Below are 9,462 nucleotides of genomic sequence, written 5' to 3' on the forward strand. Positions count from 1 at the left end.
TAGACAAAAATATTTTCTATGTTATAATTGTTAGATAATATTAACAATTATTTAAAAATTATTTTTTAGGATATAAAATGAAAATGACATTAAGAATCGGCGGGATGCATTGCGCCGCTTGTTCGAGAGCGGTTGAAAGAGCTTTGAAAAAAGCGGACGGAGTGAAAGAGGTTTCGGTTAATATAGCGACAGAAAAAGCCGTTTTGGTATTTGACGATAAAAAATTAAAATATAAAGACATTGTAAATGCGATAGTAAAAGCGGGCTATCAAGTCTTGGGAAAAGAAGAAAATATTTCGGAAAAAAAAGCGAAAGAAATTAAAGAACAAAAAATACGATTGATAATTTCGGCAATATTTTCTATTCCTCTCTTTTATATTTCGATGTCGCCAATGATAAAATTTATAAAACTTCCTTTGCCAGAAATTTTATCACATCATTCCAATCCTCAAATATTTTCGATAGTCGCAATTATATTATGCATTCCCGTTATGATTTCGGGCTATAAATTTTATACTTTGGGATTTCCAGCTTTATTCAGAGGAGCGCCGAATATGGATTCGCTCGTCGCGATTGGAACTACGGCGTCTTTCGTTTATAGCGTTTATTCGAGCGTTTTGTCTTTTATCGGATTAAATCCTCATGGAGATAATTTATATTATGAATCGGCGGCGGTTATAATTACTCTCGTTCAATTTGGAAAATATTTGGAGGCAAGAAGCAAAGGAAAAACGGGAGAGGCTATAAAAAAACTTATGGGACTTCAGCCTAAAACTGCAAGAATAATTGAAAACGGAGAAGAAAAAGAAATAAAAATAGAAGATTTAAAAGTCGGAAATATTTTGATAGTTCGCCCGGGAGAAAAAATTCCAGTTGACGGAGAGATAATAGAAGGCTACAGTTCGGTTGACGAATCGATGCTTACGGGAGAGAGTATTCCGATAGAAAAAAATATTGGGGATAAAGTTGTCGGCGCTTCGATAAATAAAACGGGAACTTTCAAATTCAAGGCTACAAAAGTGGGAGAAGATACGGCATTGGCTCAAATAATAAAATTGGTTGAAGATGCTCAAGGCTCAAAAGCTCCGATTTCGCATATTGCCGATGTAGTCTCTTCCTACTTCGTCCCAACGGTTATAGCGATTGCTTTAATTTCGGGAATAGCTTGGTTTATCGCAACTCATAATTTTGTCTTTTCTTTAACCGTATTCGTTTCGGTTTTGGTTATTGCCTGCCCTTGCACTTTGGGACTTGCCACTCCGACCGCGATAATGGTAGGAACGGGAAAGGGAGCGGAACTTGGAATTTTATTTAAGAATGCGGAGGCTTTGGAGTTGTCGCAAAAAATAAACGCGATTATGTTCGATAAAACGGGAACATTAACGGAAGGCAAACCTTATCTTACCGATATTATTTCAGACGATAAAGAAAGATTATTATTACTCACGGCGAGCGCTGAAAACGGAAGCGAACATCCTTTGGGAGAGGCTATAGTTAGAGAAGCGAAAGAAAAAAATATTGAACTTCTACCTATAGAAAATTTTAAAGCTTTATCTGGATTCGGAATAGACGCGATTATAGACAAAAAAAGAATTTTAATTGGAAATAAAAAATTAATGGAAAAAGAAAATATATCCGTAGAATTATTTTTTAACGAAGCGGAAAAACTTTCAAAAGAAGGAAAGACTCCAATGTATGTTGCCGAAGACGGAAAACTTTTGGGAATCGTTGCCTGCGCGGATAAATTAAAAAAAGACAGCGTTGATACTATAAACAGACTTCATAAATTAAATATAAAAACCGTTATGATAACGGGAGACAATAAAAATACGGCAAACGCGATTGCAAACGAAACGGGAATCGATATTGTTCTTTCGGAAGTTTTGCCCGAAGAAAAATCAAAAGAAGTGAAAAAACTTCAAGAAAAAAATTATATCGTGGCAATGGTTGGAGACGGAATAAACGATGCGCCAGCTTTAACTCAAGCCGATGTTGGAATAGCAATCGGAAGCGGAACGGATGTCGCTATAGAAAGCGCCGATATAGTATTGGTTAAATCGAAAACAAAAGATGTCGTGACGGCAATAGAATTAAGCAAGGCTACTATGCGAGATATTAAACAGAATCTTTTTTGGGCTTTTTGTTATAATGTTTTGGGAATACCAGTCGCAGCGGGATTATTGCATATATTTAGAGAAAGTTTAATTGATTCGGCAATCGACAATTTTTTGGTAGCGATAATGGGAAAAGATTTGCTCTTAAATCCTATATTCGCCGCGCTTGCTATGAGTTTAAGTTCTGTTTGCGTGGTAACGAACGCTTTGAGATTAAATTTCTTCAAACCGAATAAATGAAAATAAAACTAACTTACCAAAGCCAAATAAATATCTTCAATTAAAGATTCTAAATTTTGGTCAAATAATTCTTTCGCCCTAAATATTCCGCCTTCGTCATAGCAAATTTCTTGAATATCTTTTAGATTTTCAATATAAGCGTTTGAAATGATATAATCTTTAATAATTTCCAAAAATCTATCTTGTTCTTGGCTAAAAGTTATTCCTTTTTTAATTTGTCTGCCCCGCCATAAATTAAAACGAGAATTGGCGATACCGCTAAAGCCTTGAAGTTCATCGTCCTGTCCTAATACAAATCCTTTAGAAAAAACTTCTTTTGCAAAAATTAAAGTTTTCGGTATCCAAGTCGCCTCTATTTATGGGAAAAGCTCGGTAAAAACGGAATTCTTATAACATTGCATAATAGTTCTTATTTGATTTGGAACTATAACCGTTTTATCAAGGTCTTTGCTTTTATATTCGATGTCTTCGTCTATAACTGATTTTTCAAGCGACAGCGATTTTAATTACTGCGGATTTTCCAACGAAAGATATGACAGTTTAATAGAATACGCTCGAACCTCGACTGACGCCGAAAAAAGAATGGAGGCTTTAAGAGAGGCGGAAGCTATTTTATTTGACGAAGTTCCGATTATACCTTTTATATACCGAACGGATTTTTTGGTTGTGAGTCCGAAACTTAAAAATTATATTGACGAACCTTTGGGAAGATATAAATTTAATTACGCTTATATTGAGAAGTAGTGGAGATAATTTAATAAACGGCGAGCTTTCGTTTTTTTAATGGAAGCTTGCTGTTTTGATAATTATTTCAATCTCTCTTCTATCAAACTTTCCATCCTGCTTAAAATTTTTACTCTTCTTTCCCAAAGATAATCAACCATAGAATCGTTAATTTTTATTTGATTTTGAAAAGCGTCAAATAATTTTTCGTCACTATTCAATTTTTCGATTTCTTTCAAAAGCGCTGAATTGTCTTCGCCTTTTCTATAAAATAATAAAGCGTTTTTATTTACTAAATCCATTTCAATATTTTCGTCTCCCCAATAAATTGGAATACATCCCGACCTGAAAGAATCAAATAATTTTTCCGTAATGTATCCATCGCTAATCGTATTTTCGGGGCAAATATTAAATTTGAAATCTCTTAAATATTCTATTTTGTTATTATTAAATTCATTTTTCAAAGTGTCGTCATTATGGAGTAATTTTCCCGCGCATTTAACTTCTCCAATTTCGCTAACTTTATTAAAAATTTCCGTTCTAATTTTCGGAGCATCATGACTTGCAACTAACGATGCAAATTTATTCTTTTTAGATTTTGCATTATTTATATTGTCTATTACTTTTTTAATATCATTTTTTGTGTAATTAAGGTTTAAAATACCCCCCCCTATAGTATTAAAATGGTAATTTATCCAAATTGGAAAACGAACATAATTTTTGTATTTGTTTTCGTCAAGTCTATCGAAACCGAGCGACAAATCGACATCGTTTACGCAGTTATCGGAGTATTCAGCCCAATTTTTATCTATGGCTTTTTCGGAAACGCATTCTCCCGTAAAAAATATTTTAATTTTAGCTTTTGATTTTTCTAAAAATTTCTTTTTACGAACGGGACCAAAAATTTCTATATCTGGTTTATAACTTATTTCCAAATCGTTTATATAATTATTTTTTATTACATTATAAAAATAATCTTTATAAAATTCTTTTTCGTCTACAATCCAATCTCCTCGCACAAAAAATGTTTTCTTATTTTTTATTTTATCTTTATAAGTTTGATAATTAACCCAATAGCAAAAATTCATGGCAGTAAAGCTATCCATTATTTTCCATCTTACTTTATCTCTAACGCTTCTAATCGGAATGAGCCATACCAAATAATGCACAAAATTTTTATCCATAAAATTACTCCAATTTGTTTGTATTAAACATTTTGATTATTTATCGCTTTCCATAACCATTCATGGTTGTAGAACCATCATGGTTGAATAACCATAATGGAACAGTCAATTATTTTATCTTTATTTTGATTATTATAAAAAACTTCGCCGTCATAATATGCGATATTTGAATCTCTTAAAGTTTCTTTTGCCTTTATATAAATTGTCTCTCCCGCTTTAACTTTATCTTTATAACAATTTGCGCTTTTTATATTCAAAATAAATCCTATTTTTTCTTTATCGTTATTTTGGTTTTTGTCTTGATTATAAGAATTATAAGCGGCGCAGCTTTGAGCGACATATTCTACAAATATATAACTTGGAATTCCGTCCGATTCGTAAAAAATATTTTCTTTATTTATAGTCGCAAAAGCGGTTATGGTTTTATTTTCAAAATCTATATTTTCAATTCCGTCAATCAAAAGCATTTTATTTTTATGAGGAATTTTTAATTCGTATTTCATGATTTATTTTCCTATTATTAAACAAGTATTGCTTCCGCCAAATCCGAAAGACACGCTCATGCAGTTATTTAATTTTTTCGCGTATATTTTTTCCGTTGCCAAATTTATTTTTTTCAAATTATTATCGTATTCTCCATCGTATAAATGTCTCGGAATGATTTTTTCTTTATTAAAACTCGATAAAGCGAGATAACAGACTCCAAGCTCCATCGCACCCGCCGCTCCAATCGTATGCCCGAAAACCGTTTTACTCGAACTGCAGTAAATATTTTCCGCTCCGACTTTATTTATAGTTTCGCTTTCCATTATGTCGTTTAAAATCGTTCCTGTTCCATGCAAGTTTATATAATCTATATCGTTTATTTTTAGATTAGATTTTTTCAAAGCTTTATTTATGCATTCCGAAGTCGATTTTGCTTCTGTATCGGGACTCGTAATATGATGAGAATCCGAATTGCTTTCATAACCTTTTAATATTATAGCGTCCTTACTATTTATAAAATTTTCTTTAGCCAATATAAAGAAAGCCGCTCCTTCTCCCAAATTTATTCCATGTCTGTTTTTTGAAAAAGAATTTATTTTATTATAATCTACTATATCGAGCGAATCGAATCCGTAAACAACTGTATCGGTTACTACATCCGCTCCGCCAACTATTGCGACATCGATTATTCCGCTTTTTATAAGTTCATCCGCGGATATTATCGCGTTCGCACTCGAAGTGCATGCCGTAGAAACCGTCCATGAAATTCCTTTTATATCGAAATATTTTTGAATAAAATCGCAGCATATATTTAAACTTTGCATTATTAAAATTCTTTTTTCGTCTATTACCGAACCGTTTAATATAAAATCTTTAGTTTCATCGCTTCCGTTTTCGCAAGTTCCGACAATCACTCCGATTCTATTTTTTCCGTAGATTTTCTTCGCTTCGTCAATAATCGGCTTTAACTGATTAACCGAATGCAAAGCCATTTTATTTATTTTATTATTGTAAGGATTTTCAAGTTCAAAATCAAAAAATTCGCTTTCAATTTTTCCTAAAGTAAATTTTTTATCGTTATTGTAAGAGTAATCTCCGTTTTCTTTTAATCCGTTCGGAGTATTTAGAAAATAATTATTGTATAATTCTTCTTTATTTTTGGAAATTGAATTTATGACGCCGAAATCGAGTAAAAGATTATTCATATAAAAGCCTTAAATTAAAAATAGTGATTTGATTATATAATATTTTAAATTCTTTTTCAATAAATCGTTTTTTAGTTTAATTTATTGTCAAAAATCATAAATTTTAATTTTATAGAAAATTCATTTAAGGCTTTTTTTAAAAAACCGACAATAAATAAAACTACTATTTTTAGGATTGTAAAATTATGAGTATGTTTGCAGACACTACTTACGCTAAAACGATGACTATCGCCAAAAAGCTTTTGAATGTTTACGGTTTGAGGGCGGAGGTTATAGCCGACAATATAGCCAATGTTTCCACTCCGAATTTTAAGAGAAGCGATGTGACATTTGAATATCAATTAGGAAGAGCGTTAGACAGCGAAAAATATGACGGAATTGAAGCGAAAAGAACCGATTCGAGACATTTTCCTTTCAATATGCCAATGGATTATAAAGAAGTTTCGCCGACTATAACGGTAGATTTTGATACAAGCTACAGAAACGATAAAAATAATGTAGATATAGATAAAGAAATGTCGGAAGAAGCTAAAAATACTTTAAGGTATCAAATGTTTACTCAAATAGTTAATGCTCAATATAGAGAAATTAGAAGAATGATAGGAAACGCTTGATTTTAATTTTATTTTTAAGATTTTATTATATAAAGGAGAAATTAAATGGGAATATTTTCAATTATAAATACTTCGGGAAGCGGACTCACGGCTCAAAGAACGAGACTCGATGTTATAGCCGATAATATAGCTAATGTCAATACTACTCGCACAACGGAAGGCGGAGCTTTCAGAAGGAGCAGAGTAATATTCAAACCGAGAGACGATGGCAATAAATATAAAAGTCCTTTCTTACCTGACGCGTTGCAGCCAAATGTCGGAACGGGAGTGAGAGTTTTTAGTATAGAAAAAGATATGGAAAGCGCGACAAGATTCGTTTACGACCCTTCGCATCCAGACGCAATTAAATATGGAGAGAAAGCGGGATATGTGGAAATGCCAAATGTAAATCCCGTGACGGAAATGGTTGATATGATGGAAGCGTCAAGAGCCTATGAAGCGAATTCTACGATGATACAATCGGCTAAAACTATGTTTGGAAGCGCTTTGAATATAATAAGATATTAATTTTTTGAGGTAATTTTATGAATAATAATATTGGAAACATTGGAGATAATTATAATTTTGTATTGAAAACCACCGACCCGAGACATTACGGACCCGCGCAAAAAATCGGAAGAGATACGAGCCGAGATTTAATAAGCAATTTCGGAACTATGTTGAGCGAAGCTATAGAATCGGTTAATCAAAAACAAGTCGATAGAGACAGCATAATAGTTCAAGCGGGAATAAGACCCGACCAAGTGGATGTTTCGGATGTTATGAACGCAATAGCCGAAGCCGAATTGTCTTTAAGTTTTACTAAAGCGGTAATGGACAGAGCGGTTAGGGCATATCAGGAAATAACTTCTTATAGATAATGAATTGTAATAAAAAGTTCTCCTTTAAAAAAGAGTTATTGAGGGCAAGCGTTTACGGTTTAATAGCCGTTGCGTTTGCCAATTTAACTTTTATATCGATATATAGAAATAACAACATTTATATAACCATAATTTTAATAGCGCTTGAAATATTGACTTTAATTTTCACTTATATCGACATCGCAAATATCAATAAAAGAAAATTGAATTTTATAAAAAATAATTCCATAGCCGAACATAATATAAATAAAAAAATCGATAAAGAGATTGTAATAAACAGATTAAAATATTTTGGCTATAATATGTATTCGGTTAATTCTTCGAGAGTATTTATAAATTCGGAAATCGTTAAAAAAAAGAAATCGATAATATTATATTTATATTATTTTATACTTGTCGATATTGATAAAGACGGCGAAGGAATTTTGACTACGATTAAAAACGAATTAAACGAAATATTGGATTTATATATTGACGATAATCAAAAATTATTTGATAAAGATAAAAAAGACAACGAAAAAATATTAAAAGCAAAATTATATAATCACGCGGTTTTTATTTTTATGGGAGATAATATTCCAAATAGAATAATCGACATTTCAAAAAACGGATATACAAAAGAATTATTTGACGGATTTAATTCTCAAAATTTCGTTATATCTTATTTGCCGAACGAAAATAAATTATATTATGCGGACGCGATAGAAAATGTTATTCAGTTTCAAAAATTCCCCAAACAAGATTTTGTTTATATTATAAAAGATATTTTTTCTTTACAATAAATATTTACTAATTTTATTTATAACTTTTATTTTTTAATTGCTTAATAACTTTATCAACGAAATAATCTATATATTTAAAATCCGTTGCAATATTGACTCTTATAAAACCTTTGAAATTTTTTCCAAACCATTCTCCGAAATCAATTGCAATTTTGCAGTCGTCTTGAATAAATTCTTTTACTCTGTTTTTGCTCACCATATTTCTCAAATCAAAAAACGGCAAATAAGTTCCTTCCAACGGGCTTATTATTATTTCGGGAATTTTGTTTGAAAATTCTTCTTTTATATATTCGTAATTTCTTTTAATTGTTTTTAAAAGTCCGTCAACCCAATCCGCTCCGTATTTGTAAGCAGCTTCTGTCGCTATTAATCCGAGCAAATTAAATTCCGTTCTATTAACTTTGGCAACAAATTTTTTATACTCTCTTCTAATTTTTTCGTTAGGAATAATCACATGCGAATTCAAAAGGCTTGCCAAATTGAAAGTTTTGGAAGCGGAATTTAAAACGATAAGTTTTTCGGCATATTTATTTTTTACCGATAAAGCGGATATGAAAGGACGGACTCCCATATTTATATCCTGATGTATTTCATCGGAAACTATATATAAATTATGCTTTTTGCAAATCTCAAAAACTTTTTCTATTTCTTCTTTTGTCCAAACTCTCCCAACGGGATTATGCGGATTGCAAAAAATTATTAATTTGGCTTTATTTTTAATTATTTCATTTTCCAATTTTTCAAAATCAATACTAAAAATTCCTTTATCATTTTTCAAATCGCAAGTAATTAATTTTCTTTCGTTATCTTTTACCGCATTATGAAACGGATAATAAACTGGAGTAAGTATGATTATGCCGTCTCCTTTATCCGTAAAAGCGTTTACAATTAAATAAAGCGCCGTCACCAAACCGCTTGAAAACGAAATCCATTCTTTTTTCAAATCGATATTATATCTGCTTTTCTGCCAATTAAAAAACGCTTCAAAATAACTATCCCATAAATGAGTATAGCCGAAAACTCCATGCGATATTCTTTTATTCAAAGCGTCTATAACTTCGTCTGGTGCTCTGAATTCCATATCGGCAACCCACATAGGAATTAATCCTTCGGCTTTAAATCTTTTTTCAATTCCCGTATCCCATTTTTCAGAATTAGTATTTTTTCTATTAACCGTATATTTACGGCAAAATTCTTCTATTTCCATTTTTAGTCCTTTTAATTAAATATTTTTTATTTTTATTTATATAAAAT

General features: G+C 31.4%; 10 protein-coding genes and 1 pseudogene. 6 read left to right on the forward strand and 5 right to left on the reverse strand.

Annotation, left to right across the window (positions count from 1 at the left end):
• The first annotated feature begins 77 nt into the window (after window positions 1–77).
• Window positions 78–2,354 (forward strand): heavy metal translocating P-type ATPase, encoded by a 2,277-nt coding sequence (locus ACR0QS_RS01355; protein WP_432631652.1) that lies wholly within the window; start codon window positions 78–80, stop codon window positions 2,352–2,354.
• A gap of 8 nt (window positions 2,355–2,362) precedes the next feature.
• On the opposite strand, the gene ACR0QS_RS01360 is transcribed toward ACR0QS_RS01355, so the two are convergent.
• A complete protein-coding gene (locus ACR0QS_RS01360; RefSeq protein WP_432631660.1) occupies window positions 2,363–2,710 on the reverse strand; it encodes a type I restriction-modification enzyme R subunit C-terminal domain-containing protein in 348 nt (115 codons plus the stop codon).
• A 130-nt stretch (window positions 2,711–2,840) separates the two neighbouring features.
• Between ACR0QS_RS01360 and ACR0QS_RS01365 the strand changes: the two are divergent.
• Window positions 2,841–3,098: pseudogene (locus ACR0QS_RS01365) on the forward strand (peptide ABC transporter substrate-binding protein); the annotation flags it as partial.
• 62 nt (window positions 3,099–3,160) lie between these two features.
• Here ACR0QS_RS01365 and ACR0QS_RS01370 read toward each other — a convergent pair.
• The 3 genes from ACR0QS_RS01370 to ACR0QS_RS01380 all read right to left on the reverse strand — a co-directional run bounded on the left by ACR0QS_RS01370 (window position 3,161) and on the right by ACR0QS_RS01380 (window position 5,952).
• A complete protein-coding gene (locus ACR0QS_RS01370) occupies window positions 3,161–4,261 on the reverse strand; it encodes a glycosyltransferase family 10 domain-containing protein (RefSeq protein ID WP_432631653.1) in 1,101 nt (366 codons plus the stop codon).
• Between the two features lie 77 nt (window positions 4,262–4,338).
• Window positions 4,339–4,764, reverse strand: coding sequence for a 3-hydroxyacyl-ACP dehydratase (locus tag ACR0QS_RS01375; protein WP_432631654.1), 426 nt, complete (start codon window positions 4,762–4,764; stop codon window positions 4,339–4,341).
• A 3-nt stretch (window positions 4,765–4,767) separates the two neighbouring features.
• Window positions 4,768–5,952, reverse strand: a complete 1,185-nt coding sequence (locus ACR0QS_RS01380; RefSeq protein ID WP_432631655.1) for a beta-ketoacyl synthase N-terminal-like domain-containing protein — start codon at window positions 5,950–5,952, stop codon at window positions 4,768–4,770.
• A gap of 185 nt (window positions 5,953–6,137) precedes the next feature.
• Here ACR0QS_RS01380 and flgB point away from each other — a divergent pair, with 185 nt between their 5' ends.
• Genes flgB through ACR0QS_RS01400 form a run of 4 tightly spaced genes read left to right on the forward strand, consistent with a single transcriptional unit; the run spans window position 6,138 to window position 8,208 of the window.
• Window positions 6,138–6,566, forward strand: coding sequence for a flagellar basal body rod protein FlgB (gene flgB, locus ACR0QS_RS01385; protein WP_432631656.1), 429 nt, complete (start codon window positions 6,138–6,140; stop codon window positions 6,564–6,566).
• 45 nt (window positions 6,567–6,611) lie between these two features.
• Window positions 6,612–7,073 (forward strand): flagellar basal body rod protein FlgC, encoded by a 462-nt coding sequence (gene flgC, locus ACR0QS_RS01390; RefSeq protein ID WP_147530155.1) that lies wholly within the window; start codon window positions 6,612–6,614, stop codon window positions 7,071–7,073.
• 17 nt (window positions 7,074–7,090) lie between these two features.
• Window positions 7,091–7,426 (forward strand): flagellar hook-basal body complex protein FliE, encoded by a 336-nt coding sequence (gene fliE, locus ACR0QS_RS01395; RefSeq protein WP_432631657.1) that lies wholly within the window; start codon window positions 7,091–7,093, stop codon window positions 7,424–7,426.
• Window positions 7,426–8,208: a hypothetical protein gene (locus tag ACR0QS_RS01400; protein ID WP_432631658.1), complete on the forward strand. Its 783-nt coding sequence runs from the start codon at window positions 7,426–7,428 to the stop codon at window positions 8,206–8,208. The genes fliE and ACR0QS_RS01400 overlap by 1 nt, the downstream gene beginning before the upstream one ends.
• Before the next feature lie 13 nt (window positions 8,209–8,221).
• Here the strand turns inward: ACR0QS_RS01400 and ACR0QS_RS01405 are convergent, their stop codons facing one another.
• A complete protein-coding gene (locus ACR0QS_RS01405) occupies window positions 8,222–9,415 on the reverse strand; it encodes a MalY/PatB family protein (RefSeq protein ID WP_432631659.1) in 1,194 nt (397 codons plus the stop codon).
• Window positions 9,416–9,462 lie beyond the last annotated feature (47 nt).

It is taken from the genome of Brachyspira sp., assembly GCF_050873525.1.
In the GTDB taxonomy this organism is placed as follows: domain Bacteria; phylum Spirochaetota; class Brachyspiria; order Brachyspirales; family Brachyspiraceae; genus Brachyspira.

What these genes read in the sequence shown, in the direction of transcription:
- flgC (WP_147530155.1), top strand. Translation starts at nt 6,612, where the DNA reads ATGGGAATATTTTCAATTATAAATACTTCGGGAAGCGGACTCACGGCT.
- ACR0QS_RS01375 (WP_432631654.1), bottom strand. Translation starts at nt 4,764, where the DNA reads ATGAAATACGAATTAAAAATTCCTCATAAAAATAAAATGCTTTTGATT.
- flgB (WP_432631656.1), top strand. Translation starts at nt 6,138, where the DNA reads ATGAGTATGTTTGCAGACACTACTTACGCTAAAACGATGACTATCGCC.
- ACR0QS_RS01355 (WP_432631652.1), top strand. Translation starts at nt 78, where the DNA reads ATGAAAATGACATTAAGAATCGGCGGGATGCATTGCGCCGCTTGTTCG.
- ACR0QS_RS01400 (WP_432631658.1), top strand. Translation starts at nt 7,426, where the DNA reads ATGAATTGTAATAAAAAGTTCTCCTTTAAAAAAGAGTTATTGAGGGCA.
- ACR0QS_RS01405 (WP_432631659.1), bottom strand. Translation starts at nt 9,415, where the DNA reads ATGGAAATAGAAGAATTTTGCCGTAAATATACGGTTAATAGAAAAAAT.
- ACR0QS_RS01380 (WP_432631655.1), bottom strand. Translation starts at nt 5,952, where the DNA reads ATGAATAATCTTTTACTCGATTTCGGCGTCATAAATTCAATTTCCAAA.
- ACR0QS_RS01370 (WP_432631653.1), bottom strand. Translation starts at nt 4,261, where the DNA reads ATGGATAAAAATTTTGTGCATTATTTGGTATGGCTCATTCCGATTAGA.
- fliE (WP_432631657.1), top strand. Translation starts at nt 7,091, where the DNA reads ATGAATAATAATATTGGAAACATTGGAGATAATTATAATTTTGTATTG.